The following is a 16,234-nucleotide window of genomic DNA, read 5'->3' as shown; positions in this document are numbered from 1 at the left end:
TGTGGTTGTATTTTTAACAGTGGTGATTATTATATTGCTTATCGTTATTTACGTGCAATATAAAATTAGGAAAAATAGTAGTAGGAATTTACGCTATACGTATGAGAAGTTAAATCAAATTGTAAAAGAACAAACTGGTGAGAAGCTATTAATTATGACGGATGATACAGAATTGCAAAAGTTATTAGTGGCTATTAATCATTTGTTAGATGCAAAACAGAAAACGAATGCTGATCATGCGAAAGTGGAAATTTCGATGAGAAAAATGCTTTCAAATATTTCACATGATTTAAAAACACCACTAACAGTTATTCTTGGATATACAGAAATGTTAAATAAGGATAAAACGATAAGTAAAGAAGAACAGCAAATATTACTTGAAAAGGTGCATGTGAAAACACTAGAAGTTATGGAACTGATTCATAAGTTTTTTGATTTAGCAAAATTAGAATCTGGTGACAAGGCAATTGAGATAACAAAAGTAAATATGAATGAAGTTTGTCGTGAAAAGGTTTTATCTTTCTATGATTTAGTGATGACGAAAGGTTTTCATGTCCATATTGATATACCGGAAAGAAATATATATGCACTTGGAAATGCAGAAGTATTAGGCAGGGTGTTAAATAATTTAATATCCAATGCGATTACATATGGAGACGATGGAAAGGCACTCGGTATGACTTTAAGAGATGATGAAACGAGTGTGTATATAGATGTATGGGATAAAGGAAAAGGAATTGATGAATCTCATATTGATAAAGTGTTTGAGCGTATGTACACACTTGAAGATTCGAGAAATAGATTGTACCAAGGAAGCGGTCTAGGGTTAACGATTACGAAAAGACTTGTGGAAGCGATGGATGGAGAAATTCATCTTTCTAGTAAGCCGTATGAAAAAACAATTTTTACAGTTGTATTAACAAAGATGCAGTTTTAGCTTGTAGAGAAGTAGATTCTACAAGCTTTTTTTGAACGTAAGGAATTTGTAAGGAACGGGTAAGAAAAAAGAGATTTCCATTGTCTATTATAGAAATATAGAGTAGTACGAAAGGGGAAAGTGACGTGACATATATATTAAAAACGAACCAGTTAACGAAAGTGTTTAAAGAGAAAGAGGTAATTTCTGGTGTGAATATGCACGTGAAAAGGGGAGAGATTTATGGTTTTTTAGGACCAAATGGTGCTGGTAAAACAACGATTATGAAAATGATTACGAATTTAATTAAACCGACGAGCGGTGATATTGAAATTTTCGGCGAGAAGTTAACAGACACTTCTTATGAAGTATTAAAAAGAATGGGAACAATTATTGAATATCCGGTTTTTTATGAGAAGCTAACAGCAAAGGAAAACTTAGAATTACATTGTGAATATATGGGCTATTACGATAAAAATGCAATTAATCATGCTTTAAATTTAGTGAAACTGCACGGCATTGATAATAAAAAAGTAAAAGATTTTTCATTAGGGATGAAACAACGACTCGGTATTGCAAGAGCAATCATGACAAAACCAGAGCTTCTCATTTTAGATGAACCGATTAACGGTTTAGATCCAATTGGTATTAAAGAATTGCGAGATTTATTTAAAATGCTCTGCAAAGAATATGGCATTACTTTATTAGTTTCTAGTCATATTTTAGGCGAGATGGAACAAATGGCAGATACAATTGGTGTTATTCAAAATGGGAAACTAATAAAAGAAGTTTCAATGAAGAGTATTAATGGAAAACAAACAGAGTACATTGAAATCACTGTTCCTGATGTAAAACGTGCAGCTTATATTCTAGAAGATAAACTCGGTATAAAAAATTACAAAATAATGAGTGGAAATATGATTCGTGTGTATGAAATGGCAGCGACTCAGCAAGCCATTTCAAAAGCACTCATTATGAACGATATAGAGATAGAAAGTATTAATAAGAAACATAGTTCCTTAGAAGAGTATTTCTTAAATGTAATGGATGGAGAGGGCATTCATGCTTAATGGATTGTTGTTGAATCTCGTAAGCGGATTAATCGTAATGTTCATAATTGGGATTTTATATTATAGAAAACCAGAGCGGAAATGGTTGTTAATTTTACTAGTGATAGGAATGTTAAGCGTAGTTACTGCTGGAATTAGAATGTTAGTAGCGTAGAGATAGTTATATAAGGAATGGAGGCGTGGTCTATATGTTTAAATTAATGAAGCTTGAATGGAAAAAACATCAATTATCTAGTTATTTTAAAGGGGTAGCCATTTGTATTATAGCAATTTTTGCTGCGGTAAGTCTTTTAGGGTTGGGAGCGAAAGGTGAAGTAGATGCGGCGCTCACTGATTTCACAAAATATATGACTTTAGCAAACATCTTTATTAGGATGACATTTCTTATTTTTAGTTCGGTCATTTTATCACGTTTAGTAATTGATGAGTATAAGAACAAAACAATGCAACTATTGTTTATGTATCCATTGCAAAGGAAAACGGTAATGAGGGCGAAATTAACAATTGTTTTTAGTTTTTGCTTTGTGAGCATGATTATCGCTACTTTCACTATTAGTTTGCTCATATTTTTTATGAATCCAATGATGGGAGTAATTGAAACGCCTGTTACGATGGGTGAAATAATAGCTACCGTTCCAGCTACTTTTATAAATGCATTTATGATATCTGGTATAAGTTTAATCCCTTTATTTTTTGGGATGAGAAAGAAATCGGCACCGACAACGATTACTTCTGCAGTAATAATCGGGATGATAATGAACAGTAACATTGGAAACAATCAAGTAAGTTTTTATAATTTTATAGCTATCCCAATAGTGCTCTGTTTAGTAGGGATTTTTATTAGTTATCTGTCGTATCGAAAAATCGACAAGATTGATGTGGCGTGAAGCAAGCTTAAAACAACAACGAACTGGGGTATGAGCAGTGAAAAAAATAATAGTAATTGCAATTTTATTTCTTACAATTACTAGTGTGGTTTTTGGTGTTAAGAAATTTCAAGGAAAAGATTTTAAGAAAGAAAAGTCTTTTGAGATAAATAATATAAAAGAAATAGAAGTGGACAATGAAAACTGGGATATTGAATTTAAAAGTACAGACGCTAACAAAATAGTAGTTTCCGCCCAAGGTCAACGAGTAGATAAAGAGATAGATCCCGTCAAAATAGAAAATGACGAAAATAAAATTGTGATTAAGCAAAAACAAAAGGTGACCAAATTTTTTAATGGTTTTACATTTAAGAAGAAAAATAGTATATCTATAGCTGTTCCGAAGAAAGAAATAGATAAAATTGTATTAAATAATAAATCGGGTGATGTGAAAATAAGCGATATAGTAGTAAAAAGTATCGTGACAAAAGGAAAGTCTGGAGATGAAATGATTGTAGGACTATTGGCAGATAAGGGTGAGTTCACATCCGAAAGTGGAGATTTAATGTTAAAAGATAGTTCATTACAAGAAGTAAATATAACTTCTACTACTGGCGATAATTATGTGAAAAATATAAAAAATGAAAATATGAACATCACTTCAACATCTGGTGAAGTATTACTGAAAGATATGACAGAAGGAAAATCATTATTTGTAGAAACAAAATCAGGGGATATTGGCGTACGGTATAAGGGTATTCCGACTTCTTTGAAACTTATGGCTAAAAGTAATTCGTCTGACATAATGGTGAATGTAAACGGACTTAAGAAAGATAAAAATACAGAAAAGGTAAAAGAAGGAACCATCGGTGATGCAAAAAACGAAGTGAAGATTTTAAGTAAAACAGGGGCGATTTATATCAATTAAATTTAAAATGAAAGGGGGACTATCATGCTACGTCTTATGAAGCTAGAATTGAAGAAGTTTAAGCTCGGATGGTATGTGAAGAGAGCAGTTATTGCAAATATCATTATACTGGCACTACTAATTTTCGTTAGTTTCGTTGCTCAAATAGAAGGAGATTCAGAAATAAGAGATCCGCAGATAATTTTGTCGATGGCTAGTGCGTTAGTAAGAGCAACATTTATTATTTTTGGTGGCGTACTAATAGCCAAGTTAATAATTGATGAATATAAAAACAAAACAATATTACTCATGTTTTCTTATCCAATTAACCGAAAGAAAATGATGGTTAGTAAGTTGGCCATTACAGCAACATTAACATTTATAACAGTTATTGTATCTAACATTTTAGTAGTAGGAATTTTCTTTGGGATAGATAGTTATTTTTCAATTCTTCCTAATTCATTCACAGTAGATCAATTGATTCAAGAAGGGATAAAGCTTATTCCTTTAGCCATTGCCACGGCAGGAATAAGCTTAATTCCTCTATATTTCGGGATGCGTAAACGTTCTGTGCCAGCTACAATCGTTTCTTCTATTATCGTTGTATTAATCGCAATTAATAACCAGCCAGTATTTTCTATAGCGACTTTTCTCCCTCTACAATTCACATTTGCAGCAATTGGTATTGCGATTGCTTATTATGGAATTAAAAATATTGAGAGGGAAGATGTAACAACGTGACAAAAATAAGTAAAAAAGAGTTGGCGTTACACCAACTCTTTTTTGTATATGTATGCTTCGTTACTACTCTGTAAATTTGTAGTGTTTACTTAAATACTCTTGGACTCCTGGAGAAATGTTAAAGTTATTAGGGCTTTTATATTCGATAGTAAACTCGCCATCTTCAATTGTTTCAAAGGCGATTGCATAGCTATCCATTTTAGCATCGTAAGAAGTATTTTTGACTTTCGCGTCTAGATTAAAGTATTTTGTAATATAATTTTTTGATTCTGTAATTGCTGTTTGTTTTTCCCAAGGGGTACCATAACTTGTGAAGTAAAGAGATACACTGATAACTCCAATAATAGAAGTTAGTAAAACAGTTCCCATAGCTATTTTTTTATTTTTTGTATTCAATTTGGTTGCCCCTCCTCATAATATGTATTCATTTCAACTTATTTTTTCCATAAAACAACCATTTAGCAAAAATAGTTTCACATGAAACAAGTGACAGAAAAAGACAAGGTGCGCAAACATCTTGTCTTTTTCTGTCATTACATTTTAGGAGCTTCCATTCCAGCAGCAGCCCATTCCTCTTTTGCAGGACCGTATACGCCAGGAACAGTTAAGCCCGCTTGACGCATTAAAACAGTCATCTGCCCGCGGTGGTGATTTTGATGATTAATGAGTGTCATTAAAAATATAGAATTCGGCATAGGACGACCAAAGAAGTCATTAATAGTAGCTAAGTCTTTATCAGTCCATTCGCTTTGAAGTGCCTCAACAAAAGCTGCATTTACTTTACGGTACTCATCTGCAATTGTTTTCGCAGAAGTTGGAACAGGATAATCTTTTGTTTCACCTTCAAACTTTAACCCTGTCCCTGATAGAATAACAGGAATTGCAGTAACGATATGCCAAGCGACTCTTCCTAACGTCCAGTGTTCAGGTGCAATTTCTTGTGACAAAGATTCATCTGTTAATGCATCGAGCATCTTTTGAGTAGACTCAGCTTCATATTTCCATGATTGTAAAAAGCCTTCAATTGTTTGGTACATTGTTGTTATCCCCCCTATTTATGTTCATAGATTAAGTTCGTGGGGAAATGGATAGTTTCCTTTATATTTTAATAATGGTATTTAAGAGTTATATATAAATTTCATGATATTATTGAGTGTATATGGAATTATATTAATTTAGTGTATAGATTTTACAGCATCAAGGGGGATATTATGAAAAGATTGATTTTAGGAATCATAATTCTATTTTTAATGGCAGGATGTAGCAATGAGACTTATAAAAAGGCAATGGATCAAGGAAAATTGGCTTTAGCGAGTAAAGAATATGACACTGCACAAGCATCATTTGAATTGGCATTAGAAGAGAAAAAGAATGATAAAGAAGCAAAAGTATTACAAGAACAAACTACTAAGATGATACGTGCAATAAAAGAGAAATCGAGTGAAAATATAGAACAAGCAATAGAGTTGTTTCAAGAAGTAGAAAAAATGAAAGATGGTTCTACAACTCTTCAAAATCAAGCGAAAGAACAAAAAGCTTTGCTCATGGAGAATAAAGAGTTAAAAGGTCAATATATAGGTCAATTGGAAAAGGCAGAGAAGTTAAAGAATGATAAAAAATATGAAGAGGCTAAAGTAATAGTAAATAAAATTATTAATGATACTGGTCAAAATCAACAATTTATTTCGGAAAATCAACGGGCCAAAGAGCTGAATACGCAAATCGATGACATACTAACTCAACAAGCAGAAGCAAAGAAAAAAGAGGAAGAATTAAAAAATGAAAAGAAAAAAGAGGCTGATATTGGAAAGCTAGAGGGGTCTTGGATGTCACAAGAAAGTACAGGCAGACCAGTTGGTTTGGAAATAGAATTTAATAGTGAGAAAACAGGTGGAGAATTTATGGAACATAATATTTTTGGGAAAGGGACTACTATAGGGGATTTCCGAGTATTAAGTGTAAACAAAGGAATTATTTCTGTAGAGCTTGTATTTTTAGTGGGAGAAAGAAAGCAGAAAGCTGATTTGAAACTTGAGGAGAACACATTAAATGTATATCATGAGTTTATGGGAGATAGTGAATCTGTGAAATTAGTGAGATCAGAGTAATTTATTTAGTATATAAAAAGGAGGCTTCCAATACAAGAAGCCTCCTTTTTAATTAACCTTCTTCCCACTTTTTCTCATCAACCATAAGAAATAAGGTGCTCCAAGTACAGCAACAACAAGCCCAGAAGGAATTTCTTTCGGATATGCAATTGTTCGTCCGAGTAAGTCAGCCACGGAAAGAAGGATTGCCCCAAACAGTGCTGAACAAACGAATAGTCTTTGATGATTCATGCCAACAACGATTCGCGCTAAGTGCGGTGCAACAAGGCCTAAAAAGGCGATAGTACCGACAGCAGCAATATTGACTGATGCAAGTAGTGTCGCTAATACAATTAGAGCAAGGCGCGTTTTATTTACTGGTTGCCCGAGTCCGGTTGCTAAATCGTCTCCAAGTACGAGAACGTCGAGTTGTTTCATTAAGAAAAATATAATGGGTACGAGAATGAGTGATGGGTATAGAATGATATTTTCTAAGTGATTCCATCCTCTTGCATAAGTACTACCTGACAACCATGTTAAAGCAGCAGCCACATTCAAATTCGCTTTAACGATAAAGATTTGAATAATCGCTGATCCAAGCGCTGAAATTCCAATCCCTATTAAAGCGAGAGCTGTTGGGCTAAATCCTGATTTCCATGAGAAGAAGAGGACAATTCCAACTGCAAGTAGTCCACCAATAAATGCACCAATTGGTAGGAAGAAACCAGGAAGTGCAGGGAAGACATACATAATGGTTAAAGCACCAACACCTGCTCCAGACGAAATTCCGATAATAGATGGATCAGCAAGTGGATTTCGTAATATGCCTTGGAAAACAAGTCCGCTTATCGCAAGACATGCTCCGGCAATAGCGGCAACGAGCATTCTTGGTAAACGAAGATTCATCATCATATTTTTATCAAATTGTGTTAATTGTCCTGTTATGACATTTGTAATGCTTTCGATATAAGAGTTGCTACCGATTGCAACGCCAAGAGAAATCGTAACAATACAAAGTATGATAGATATAATGATTACCTTTTTATAAGAGTAATAGCGAGAACTAGCTCCAGCTGCATTAGCTCCATTATCATTCATATATTGTTTCGATTTCATCATTCGATACACTAAATAAATAAGCCAAGGTGATCCAATCATTGCTGTAACTGCTCCGACAGGAAGTTCGGCACCAGTTGGATCTATTAATCTACCAACAACGTCTGCTCCTAGCAATAATATTGCTCCCCATAAGAAAGAGGAGAGAAGAAGTGTAAAGTGTTGACGGTAACCAATAAGGCGCATTAAATGTGGTGCGACTAAGCCGACAAAGCCAATCGGTCCAACAACAGTTACAATTACTGCTGTTAAAAAAATTGCAGCGATGAACGCGATAAACCGTGTTACTGCTGTTTTCTCTCCAAGTGAAACAGCTACATCATCGCCGAGTAAGAGGATATTAAGCTTACGTGACATGAATAGTAAAACTAGGAAAGAAATAACAATAAATGGAAAAGTGAATTGAACGCCATCCCAGTTATTTTGAATAAGAGATCCAGCTCCCCATAAAAATAAACCAGCTGTTTCATTTTCATAGAAAAGCTGCATCGTTCCGGTAAAGGCAGAAAGCATTAATGTAACGACCATACCAGCTAGTGCCATTCTAAGTGGGGTTCCCTTTTTTCCACCAGAAATACGGTATACAAATAAAGCAGTAATTGCACCACCGATAAATGTGAAAAGAAGGGAGTTAATTTGCAAACCTTTCGGTAAGAAAATTGTAGCCGCTACTAGAAAGAAATATGCACCTGAATGAATTCCCATTGTACTTGATTCAGCAAGTGGATTTTTCGTTAAAGTTTGCAAAATGACTCCAGATGCAGCAAGAGCACCTCCAGCTAAAATGGCTATTACAGCTCTAGGGAGTCGAAGCATGATTAAAGTTTGATGCTCTAGCGATTGATTCGGTGAGATAAGAGCATCGATAATCATACTGTAGGAAATGTTTGCTTGTCCTTGCCCGATATGAATAAAGAAAAGGAGGAGCAAGAGAGCTGCTCCTCCTCCGAATACAAGACTTGCTCGAAGTGTATGTTGTAAGCTATTCATCGTGTAATCACTTCTTCGCTGTCATTACATCTGCTACTTGTGTTGCTAAAGATTTTGCAGACTCAGGACCACCGAAAATCCAAGTGTCGCCTTTTAATTTATACATTTTGTTTTCTTTTTTGAACTTTAATTCTTCCCAAGCAGGGTTGCCTTTTAGTTGAGTGTCAAAAATGTTATCGTCATCCGCTACAATGTAAATGAAGTTTGAATCTTGTACACTTTGTAATGATTCTACAGTTGTTTGCTTGAAACCGTCTGGCTCAGATTTACCTGGTTCAAAAGTATTTGTTAAACCTAATTTTTTTGTAACTTGTAAAGCTGTAGAATTGTCAGTTAAGATACGGAATGTTGGTACGTTCTTAGCTGTAAATGCTTGTGTCATTGCGATGTTTTTATCTTTTAAGCCTGCTTTGTCAATTTTTGCTTTTGCATCAGCAAATGTTTTATCCATATCAGCTAATACTTTTTTACCTTGCTCTTCTTTTCCAACTGCTTTTGCAATTTGTTTAAATGTTTCTGTCATTTCAGTAAAGTGATCGTTATTGCTTGTTGATGGATCGAACATAACTGTTGGTGCAATTTGTTCTAATTCATTTTTAATCGCTTTACTACGGAATGAAGCTGTAATGATTAAATCTGGTTTTAGACGGCTAATTTCTTCTAAGTTTGGTTGTTGACGTGTTCCTACATCTACAACATCTTTACTTGGTTTTGTTTCTGTATTTACCCATTTATTATAATTCTTAATGTCTGCCATCCCTACTGGCTGAACACCAAGTGCTAATAAGTCTTCTGCATATACCCACTCAAGTACAACAACTTTTTTCGCTGGTTTATCTAACTTTGTTTCCCCTTCAGCATGTTTAATTGTTATAGCTTGATTTTTATTGTCCGCCTTTGTTTCTTTTTTCTCCTCTTTCTGTTGTCCGCATCCGACAACGAATAGAAGAACTACCATGAAAATGCTAAGAATTTTCTTCATCTTATGCCCCCCAAATAAATTATTTTATTTGCAATGTACGATATTGAAAATCGTTATCAATTACAACAACAAAATCATACTATGAGGATATTTTAAGGGTCAATATTTTTTTAAAATTTCGACGAAAAATAACGATTTATATGGATTTTGATATATCGTATTGAAATGCAGATGTGTATCAAGACTGAAGGAGAGGAAATTCGTTTAAGAAGGAAGGCGAAAGTACAAGCGAAAGGGGAGCGCATTGCATGTAATAATTATTAGAATGTAAGGAATAAACCTTTGTTTATAAAAGGTTTGTTCCAGATCGGGTAGTTGATAAGGAAAATAAAAACTGATTTTTTATTAGAAAAATATTTCTAATTAGTTGGCTGTACTTAAAAGATTGAACAAGAAGGAGGGGTCAACATGTCTTTATGGAGTAATAATACAAATGGATACTGTGGGTGTAATAATACAAATGGTGTACATGTTGATTCATGCTGTTTTAGTTGCGATGGGACAGTTCCTAAGCTCGGTCCAACAGGTCCAACGGGAGCAACGGGAGCAACGGGAGCAACGGGAGCAACGGGAGCAACGGGAGCAACGGGAGCAACGGGAGCAACGGGAGCAACGGGAGCAACGGGAGCAACGGGAGCAACAGGAGTAACGGGAGCAACAGGAGCAACGGGAGCAACGGGAGCAACAGGAGTAACGGGAGCAACGGGAGCAACAGGGGCAACGGGAGCAACAGGAGCAACGGGGGCAACGGGAGCAACAGGAGTAACGGGAGCAACAGGAGTAACGGGAGCAACAGGAGCAACGGGAGCAACGGGAGCAACAGGGGCAACGGGAGCAACAGGAGCAACGGGGGCAACGGGAGCAACAGGAGCAACAGGTGAAACAGGAGCAACGGGAGTAACAGGTACAAGTATAACTGCGACGTATGCATTTGCGAATAATACATCGGGTACGGCAATATCAGTATTACTTGGTGGGACAAATGTCGCACTTCCGAATAATCAAAATATAGGACCTGGAATTACAGTATCTGGGGGAAACACAGTATTTACGGCCGCAAATGCGGGGAATTATTATATTTCATATACAATTAATATAACGGCTTCATTATTAGTTAGTTCGCGAATTACAATTAATGGTGCACCGCTTGCTGGGACTATCAACTCTCCTGCATTAGCGACGACTTCATTTAGTGCAACAATTATTACGACTCTTGCGGCGGGTAGTGCAATTAGTTTGCAGTTGTTTGGATTGTTAGCTGTTGCAACATTATCAACGACTACACCTGGTGCAGTTTTAACGATTATAAGATTAAGCTAAGTAACGTGAACTCTCTTATTCTTTTAAAATTAAGAGAGTTTATACATAAAATAAGAAGTTAACGAAGTAAAGCATAGTTATATAAAAGTCAGAATATTATGATTGTAACACTGTTATGACTATAATATAATGAAAATAACCATCATGAATGAACATTCATTTATTTATTTTCACAAGTATTGGAAGGGGGAATGAGAGTGGAAAAACCTTGGCTGCAGAGTTATCCAGATGAAATTCCAGGGACGATTTCTTATGATATTCAGCCACTTCATAGATATTTAGAGAAAATGGCTGCTCGTTATCCAGAAAAGAAAGCGCTTCACTTTTTAGGGAAAGATGTTACATTTTCAGATTTCCATGACAAGGTAAAGAAATTTGCGAATTACCTTCAAAGGCTTGGTATTGAAAAAGGCGATAGAGTTGCGATTATGTTACCGAATTGTCCACAATCTGTAATTGGTTATTATGGTACTTTGCTTGCGGGTGGTATTGTCGTACAAACGAATCCTCTTTATACAGAAAGAGAGCTTGAGTATCAACTTCATGACTCAGGGGCAAAAGTTATTCTTTGCCTTGATTTAGTGTTTCCGAGAGTTACTAACGTTCAAACTGCAACAAAGCTTGAGCACATTATCGTAACCCGTATTGCAGATTTTTTACCATTTCCTAAAAATTTACTTTATCCATTTGTACAAAAAAAGCAGGCAAATCTTGTTGTGAATGTGTCGGAAAGCGAAACGATTCATCTTTGGAGATCGGTAGAAAAGGAAAGTAATGCTGATGTTGAAGTTCCATGTGATCCTGAAAATGATCTAGCCCTTTTGCAGTATACAGGGGGAACGACAGGGTTTCCAAAAGGGGTTATGTTAACGCATAAAAACCTCGTTTCGAACACTTTAATGGGAGCGCATTGGTTATATAATTGTAAAGAAGGAGAAGAGGTAATTCTTGGTGTTCTTCCGTTTTTTCATGTGTACGGGATGACAGCTGTAATGAATTTAAGTATTATGCAAGGGTATAAAATGGTGCTTATTCCGAAGTTTGATATGAAAATGGTTTTTGAAGCAATTAAGAAACATAAAGTCACACTATTTCCAGGAGCACCAACCATTTATATTGCTCTATTAAATAGTCCTCTTTTAAAAGAATATGATATTTCTTCAATTCAGGCTTGTATTAGTGGTTCTGCACCGCTTCCTGTAGAAGTACAGGAGGAGTTTGAGAGAGTTACAGGTGGTAAATTAGTAGAAGGTTATGGATTAACGGAGTCATCACCAGTTACACATGGGAATTTTTTGTGGGAAAAGCGTGTGCCGGGAAGTATTGGGGTACCGTGGCCGGATACAGAGGCAATCATCATGTCACTTGAGACAGGAGAGTCATTACCTCCAGGTGAAATTGGTGAAATTGTTGTAAAGGGCCCACAAATTATGAAAGGGTATTGGAATAAGCCAGAAGAAACGGCAGCTGTACTGCAAGATGGCTGGCTTCATACAGGTGATGTAGGATACATGGATGAGGATGGCTTTTTCTATGTGAAAGATCGTAAGAAAGATATGATCGTTGCTAGTGGTTTTAACGTATATCCTCGTGAAGTAGAAGAGGTGTTATATGAACATGAAAAGGTGCAAGAAGTGGTAACAATCGGTGTTCCTGATCCGTATCGAGGGGAAACTGTAAAAGCGTTTGTTGTTTTGAAAGAAGGCGCTGAGTGTTCTGAAGAAGAATTAGATCAGTTTGCACGTAAATATTTAGCAGCTTACAAAGTTCCAAAGGTATATGAGTTTAGAAGTGAGTTGCCGAAGACGACAGTCGGAAAAATTTTACGCCGTGTCCTAATAGATGAAGAGAAGAGAAAGAATGAGGATGAGCAAACGGGCTAAGGCCCTTTCTTTTTGAAAAAATAGGATTGACACTTTTCTAAATAGTCAGTATTATAAGAATATGAATGACTATTCATTCAGTCATCTTCTTGAAGGGGACAGTAAAGTGAAGAAAAATAGACCGAAATACAATCAAATTATTGATGCAGCAGTCATTGTGATTGCGGAGAATGGATACCATCAAGCGCAAGTTTCTAAAATTGCAAAGCAAGCTGGGGTAGCTGATGGCACGATTTATTTATATTTTAAAAATAAAGAAGATATATTAATATCCTTATTCCAAGAGAAGATGGGAGAATTTGTTGAAACAATTCGTCAAAAAATAGCAGGAATTGAAAGCGCTGTAGCGAAGTTATTCATGTTGGTAGAAACGCACTTCTTGCTGTTGTCACAAAATGATCCTCTTGCTATCGTTACGCAATTAGAACTAAGGCAGTCCAATCAAGACTTGCGCCTTAAAATAAATGAAGTATTAAAAGGCTACTTACAAGTTATGGATGAGATTTTAGAGACAGGTATAAAGCAAGGTGAGTTTCAGGCGGATTTAAATGTTCGCGTGGCAAGACAAATGATCTTTGGAACAGTAGATGAAGTTGTGACCAATTGGGTAATGAGCGATCATAAGTATGATCTGGTCGCACTTTCAAAAACGGTACACGGGCTACTTATTGCAGCTTGTGGTTATCGTAAATAATGGGAGGGATCATGTTGAAATTCCTATCTGTAAAAGTTGAAGATCATATCGCGGTGGCGACGTTAAATCATGCTCCAGCTAATGCGATGTCTTCACAAGTTATGCATGACGTTACTGAATTAATCGATCAAGTGGAAAAGGATGATAACATTCGTGTTGTTGTTTTACATGGTGAAGGACGCTTCTTCTCAGCGGGGGCAGATATTAAAGAATTTACATCTGTTACTGAAGCGAAGCAAGCAACAGAGTTAGCACAGCTTGGACAAGTTACGTTTGAGCGTGTTGAAAAATGCTCAAAACCAGTTATTGCGGCAATTCATGGAGCGGCACTTGGCGGTGGCCTTGAGTTTGCTATGTCTTGCCACATGCGCTTTGTAACTGAAAGTACAAAGCTTGGTTTACCTGAATTAACACTTGGATTAATTCCTGGTTTTGCAGGTACACAGCGCTTACCACGTTATGTTGGTAAAGCGAAAGCTTGTGAAATGATGTTAACAAGTACACCAATTACTGGTGCAGAAGCATTGCAATGGGGACTTGTTAACGGAGTGTTTTCTGAAGAATCCATTTTAGAAGATACGCTTAAAATTGCAAAACAGATTGCTGGAAAAAGCCCAGCAACAACTCGTGCTGTGCTAGAGTTATTACAAACGACAAAATCGTCTCATTATTATGAAGGTGTACAGCGTGAATCACAGATTTTTGGTGAAGTATTTACGAGTGAAGATGGAAGAGAAGGCGTAGCAGCGTTTTTAGAAAAACGTAAGCCTTCATTTAGTGGTAGGTAGTCCAATTATTTTTTTAATAAAAATTAACAGAATTTTAAAATTGATAGAATCTTTCTGAAAAATAAGGGGGTAAATGGAATGAACATCTACGTACTCATGAAACGAACATTTGATACAGAAGAAAAAATCGTAATTAAAAACGGTGCAATTTACGATGGCGAAGCGGAATTCATCATCAACCCTTACGATGAATATGCGATTGAAGAAGCGATTCAAGTAAGAGATGCACAAGGTGGAGAAGTTACTGTTATAACAGTTGGTGGCGAGGATAGTGAAAAAGAACTTCGCACAGCATTAGCGATGGGCTGCGATAAAGCGGTACTAATTAACATTGAAGATGATGTTGAGAATGGTGACCAATTTACAACAGCAAAAGTGCTTGCTGAATATTTAAAAGATAAAGAAATTGATTTAATTTTAGGCGGGAACGTTGCGATTGACGGTGCATCTGGACAAGTTGGTCCACGAGTAGCTGAAGCGTTAAATATCCCATACGTAACGACGATTACGAAGCTTGAAATTGATGGTACAAATGTGAAGATTGAGCGTGATGTTGAAGGGGATACAGAAGTAATTGAATCATCATTACCTATTCTAGTAACAGCGCAACAAGGTTTAAATGAACCGCGTTATCCATCACTTCCAGGTATTATGAAAGCGAAGAAGAAGCCACTAGAAGAAGTAGAATTAGATGATTTAGATTTAGAAGAAGATGATGTGGAAGCAAAAACAAAAACAATTGAAATCTATTTGCCTCCTAAGAAAGATGCAGGAAAAGTGTTACAAGGCGAGCTGCAAGATCAAGTAAAAGAACTTGTATCGTTGCTCCACACAGAAGCGAAAGTAATCTAATAAAATACGAAATTATATATGCAGGAGGGAAAATCTATGGCTCGTAAAGTATTAGTAATGGGTGAAGTTCGTGATGGATCGCTACGTAACGTTTCGTTTGAAGCAGTAGCAGCAGCAAAAACAATTGCAGAAGGCGGTGAAGTGGTAGGTCTTCTAGTTGGAGACAGCGTTGCCTCTTTTGCAAATGAATTGATTCATTACGGTGCAGATCGCGTTGTGACAGTTGAAAATGATAAATTAAAATCATATACATCTGATGGTTATGCACAAGCATTTTTAGCTGTATATGCTGAAGAAAATCCAGAAGGCATTGTATTTGGACATACAGCACTTGGTAAAGATTTATCACCAAAATTAGCAGCGAAGCTTGAAGCTGGTTTAATTTCTGACGTAACTGCTTTAGAAATTGAAGGTGGCAATGTTATCTTTACTCGTCCAATCTATTCTGGTAAAGCATTTGAGAAGAAGATTGTAACAGATGGTATATTATTTGCGACAGTACGTCCAAATAATATCGCAACTCTTGAAAAAGATGAATCTCGCATCGGTGATGTGTCTTCTATTACAGTTGATGTGAAAGATCTACGTACAATCATTCAAGATGTTGTCCGTAAAACTGCAGAAGGTGTTGATCTTTCTGAAGCGAAAGTCATTATAGCTGGCGGACGTGGTGTGAAGAGTGAAGAAGGATTTAAACCGTTAAAAGAATTAGCTGACGTACTAGGCGGCGCTGTTGGAGCATCTCGTGGTGCTTGTGATGCTGAGTACTGTGATTATTCATTACAAATTGGTCAAACAGGTAAAGTTGTTACACCAGACCTATACATTGCATGCGGAATTTCTGGTGCGATTCAACATTTAGCTGGTATGTCTAATTCAAAAATAATTGTTGCGATTAATAAAGATCCAGAAGCAAGTATCTTCAAAGTAGCTGACTACGGTATTGTCGGTGATCTATTTGAAGTATTACCTCTTTTAACAGAAGAGTTTAAAAAGTTAAAAGTACATTCATGATTTGAGTA

Annotated in this window: 17 protein-coding genes; 13 read left to right on the top strand and 4 right to left on the bottom strand. The window is 36.1% G+C overall.

The window, feature by feature from the left end; translation table 11 throughout:
- Nucleotide 1 precedes the first annotated feature (1 nt).
- The 6 genes from MHI07_RS21270 (at nucleotide 2) to MHI07_RS21245 (ending at nucleotide 4,500) form a co-directional block, all read left to right on the top strand.
- Nucleotides 2–937 (top strand): HAMP domain-containing histidine kinase, encoded by a 936-nt coding sequence (locus MHI07_RS21270; RefSeq protein ID WP_340826119.1) that lies wholly within the window; start codon nucleotides 2–4, stop codon nucleotides 935–937.
- A 125-nt stretch (nucleotides 938–1,062) separates the two neighbouring features.
- Nucleotides 1,063–1,986, top strand: coding sequence for an ABC transporter ATP-binding protein (locus tag MHI07_RS21265; protein ID WP_340826117.1), 924 nt, complete (start codon nucleotides 1,063–1,065; stop codon nucleotides 1,984–1,986).
- Entirely contained in the window at nucleotides 1,979–2,140 is a 162-nt protein-coding gene (locus tag MHI07_RS21260) for a hypothetical protein (RefSeq protein ID WP_340826114.1), read from the top strand. Before MHI07_RS21265 ends, MHI07_RS21260 begins: the two co-directional genes overlap by 8 nt.
- Nucleotides 2,141–2,174: 34 nt before the next feature.
- On the top strand, nucleotides 2,175–2,873 hold the full coding sequence (locus tag MHI07_RS21255; protein WP_002199230.1) for an ABC transporter permease: 699 nt from the start codon (nucleotides 2,175–2,177) through the stop codon (nucleotides 2,871–2,873).
- A 37-nt stretch (nucleotides 2,874–2,910) separates the two neighbouring features.
- Nucleotides 2,911–3,780 carry a DUF4097 family beta strand repeat-containing protein gene (locus MHI07_RS21250; protein ID WP_340826111.1) on the top strand — a complete coding sequence of 290 codons (870 nt, stop codon included), beginning with the start codon at nucleotides 2,911–2,913 and terminating at the stop codon, nucleotides 3,778–3,780.
- A 24-nt stretch (nucleotides 3,781–3,804) separates the two neighbouring features.
- Nucleotides 3,805–4,500, top strand: a complete 696-nt coding sequence (locus tag MHI07_RS21245) for an ABC transporter permease (protein ID WP_340826110.1) — start codon at nucleotides 3,805–3,807, stop codon at nucleotides 4,498–4,500.
- 63 nt (nucleotides 4,501–4,563) lie between these two features.
- Here the strand turns inward: MHI07_RS21245 and MHI07_RS21240 are convergent, their stop codons facing one another.
- Together MHI07_RS21240 and MHI07_RS21235 are read right to left on the bottom strand one after the other, a co-directional pair.
- The gene (locus MHI07_RS21240) at nucleotides 4,564–4,896 is read right to left on the bottom strand and encodes a YfjL-like protein (protein ID WP_340826107.1); all 333 of its coding nucleotides are present in this window, start codon (nucleotides 4,894–4,896) and stop codon (nucleotides 4,564–4,566) included.
- A 137-nt stretch (nucleotides 4,897–5,033) separates the two neighbouring features.
- A complete protein-coding gene (locus tag MHI07_RS21235; RefSeq protein WP_340826104.1) occupies nucleotides 5,034–5,537 on the bottom strand; it encodes a DinB family protein in 504 nt (167 codons plus the stop codon).
- 174 nt (nucleotides 5,538–5,711) lie between these two features.
- On the opposite strand from MHI07_RS21235, the gene MHI07_RS21230 reads away from it, so the two are divergent.
- Nucleotides 5,712–6,608: a hypothetical protein gene (locus MHI07_RS21230; protein WP_340826102.1), complete on the top strand. Its 897-nt coding sequence runs from the start codon at nucleotides 5,712–5,714 to the stop codon at nucleotides 6,606–6,608.
- A gap of 48 nt (nucleotides 6,609–6,656) precedes the next feature.
- On the opposite strand, the gene fhuB is transcribed toward MHI07_RS21230, so the two are convergent.
- Together fhuB and MHI07_RS21220 are read right to left on the bottom strand one after the other, a co-directional pair.
- The gene (gene fhuB / locus MHI07_RS21225; protein WP_340826100.1) at nucleotides 6,657–8,693 is read right to left on the bottom strand and encodes a Fe(3+)-hydroxamate ABC transporter permease FhuB; all 2,037 of its coding nucleotides are present in this window, start codon (nucleotides 8,691–8,693) and stop codon (nucleotides 6,657–6,659) included.
- 7 nt (nucleotides 8,694–8,700) lie between these two features.
- A complete protein-coding gene (locus MHI07_RS21220) occupies nucleotides 8,701–9,675 on the bottom strand; it encodes an ABC transporter substrate-binding protein (RefSeq protein ID WP_340826098.1) in 975 nt (324 codons plus the stop codon).
- 408 nt (nucleotides 9,676–10,083) lie between these two features.
- On the opposite strand from MHI07_RS21220, the gene MHI07_RS21215 reads away from it, so the two are divergent.
- The 6 genes from MHI07_RS21215 (at nucleotide 10,084) to etfA (ending at nucleotide 16,226) form a co-directional block, all read left to right on the top strand.
- Entirely contained in the window at nucleotides 10,084–10,995 is a 912-nt protein-coding gene (locus MHI07_RS21215; protein WP_340826096.1) for a BclA C-terminal domain-containing protein, read from the top strand.
- 197 nt (nucleotides 10,996–11,192) lie between these two features.
- Complete coding sequence (locus MHI07_RS21210; protein ID WP_340826094.1) at nucleotides 11,193–12,878, top strand: long-chain-fatty-acid--CoA ligase; 1,686 nt, start codon at nucleotides 11,193–11,195, stop codon at nucleotides 12,876–12,878.
- Nucleotides 12,879–12,984: 106 nt separating this feature from the next.
- Nucleotides 12,985–13,572 carry a TetR/AcrR family transcriptional regulator gene (locus MHI07_RS21205; RefSeq protein ID WP_087945806.1) on the top strand — a complete coding sequence of 196 codons (588 nt, stop codon included), beginning with the start codon at nucleotides 12,985–12,987 and terminating at the stop codon, nucleotides 13,570–13,572.
- An 11-nt stretch (nucleotides 13,573–13,583) separates the two neighbouring features.
- Nucleotides 13,584–14,360 carry an enoyl-CoA hydratase gene (locus MHI07_RS21200; protein ID WP_002088868.1) on the top strand — a complete coding sequence of 259 codons (777 nt, stop codon included), beginning with the start codon at nucleotides 13,584–13,586 and terminating at the stop codon, nucleotides 14,358–14,360.
- Nucleotides 14,361–14,438: 78 nt separating this feature from the next.
- Entirely contained in the window at nucleotides 14,439–15,212 is a 774-nt protein-coding gene (gene etfB / locus MHI07_RS21195; RefSeq protein WP_002160310.1) for an electron transfer flavoprotein subunit beta, read from the top strand.
- Between the two features lie 36 nt (nucleotides 15,213–15,248).
- Nucleotides 15,249–16,226, top strand: a complete 978-nt coding sequence (gene etfA / locus MHI07_RS21190) for an electron transfer flavoprotein subunit alpha (protein ID WP_002160311.1) — start codon at nucleotides 15,249–15,251, stop codon at nucleotides 16,224–16,226.
- Nucleotides 16,227–16,234: the final 8 nt, after the last annotated feature.

Source organism: Bacillus sp. FSL H8-0545, assembly GCF_038006105.1.
In the GTDB taxonomy this organism is placed as follows: Bacteria; Bacillota; Bacilli; order Bacillales; family Bacillaceae_G; genus Bacillus_A; species Bacillus_A cereus_U.
The sequence above is the reverse complement of the archived record's forward strand: the minus strand, read 5'-3'. Positions and strand labels throughout refer to the sequence as shown.

Excerpts from the sequence above, each read along its gene's own strand:
- etfA (WP_002160311.1), top strand. The coding sequence starts at position 15,249 with ATGGCTCGTAAAGTATTAGTAATGGGTGAAGTTCGTGATGGATCGCTA.
- MHI07_RS21245 (WP_340826110.1), top strand. The coding sequence starts at position 3,805 with ATGCTACGTCTTATGAAGCTAGAATTGAAGAAGTTTAAGCTCGGATGG.
- MHI07_RS21220 (WP_340826098.1), bottom strand. The coding sequence starts at position 9,675 with ATGAAGAAAATTCTTAGCATTTTCATGGTAGTTCTTCTATTCGTTGTC.
- fhuB (WP_340826100.1), bottom strand. The coding sequence starts at position 8,693 with ATGAATAGCTTACAACATACACTTCGAGCAAGTCTTGTATTCGGAGGA.
- MHI07_RS21200 (WP_002088868.1), top strand. The coding sequence starts at position 13,584 with ATGTTGAAATTCCTATCTGTAAAAGTTGAAGATCATATCGCGGTGGCG.
- etfB (WP_002160310.1), top strand. The coding sequence starts at position 14,439 with ATGAACATCTACGTACTCATGAAACGAACATTTGATACAGAAGAAAAA.
- MHI07_RS21230 (WP_340826102.1), top strand. The coding sequence starts at position 5,712 with ATGAAAAGATTGATTTTAGGAATCATAATTCTATTTTTAATGGCAGGA.
- MHI07_RS21260 (WP_340826114.1), top strand. The coding sequence starts at position 1,979 with ATGCTTAATGGATTGTTGTTGAATCTCGTAAGCGGATTAATCGTAATG.
- MHI07_RS21215 (WP_340826096.1), top strand. The coding sequence starts at position 10,084 with ATGTCTTTATGGAGTAATAATACAAATGGATACTGTGGGTGTAATAAT.
- MHI07_RS21235 (WP_340826104.1), bottom strand. The coding sequence starts at position 5,537 with ATGTACCAAACAATTGAAGGCTTTTTACAATCATGGAAATATGAAGCT.
- MHI07_RS21255 (WP_002199230.1), top strand. The coding sequence starts at position 2,175 with ATGTTTAAATTAATGAAGCTTGAATGGAAAAAACATCAATTATCTAGT.